Source organism: Delftia sp. ASV31 (assembly GCF_016428765.1).
In the GTDB taxonomy this organism is placed as follows: Bacteria; Pseudomonadota; Gammaproteobacteria; order Burkholderiales; family Burkholderiaceae_C; genus Comamonas; species Comamonas acidovorans.
In genome coordinates this window covers 1-304 of record NZ_JAELTK010000308.1, presented here as the reverse complement: position 1 = coordinate 304, position 304 = coordinate 1, and the positions used below count along the sequence as shown (strand labels likewise).

1 protein-coding gene is annotated in these 304 nt (G+C 73.4%); it reads left to right on the top strand.

Features of this window, described 5'->3' with window-relative positions:
- A partial coding sequence (locus tag JHD82_RS29560) for an acyl-CoA dehydrogenase family protein (RefSeq protein ID WP_269848184.1) occupies window positions 1-304 on the top strand: 304 nt, incomplete at both ends.

Below are 304 nucleotides of genomic sequence, written 5' to 3'. Positions count from 1 at the left end.
CCCCCCCCCCCCCCCCCCCCCCCCCCCCCCCCCCCCCCCCCCCCCCCCCCCCCCCCCCCCCCCCCCCCCCCCCCCCCCCCCCCCCCCCCCCCCCCCCCCCTTTTTAATGATCCGGCGACCACCGAGATCTACACTGTTCGCATTTCGTCGGCAGCGTCAGATGTGTATAAGAGACAGGCCTTCAACCTGGCGCGCGAGCACGCACGGGTGCGCCGCCAGTTCGGACGCGAGCTGTGCGAGTTCCAGGGCCTGCAGTGGAAGTTCGCCGACATGTGGATGAAGCTGGAGCAGGCCCAGCTGCTGC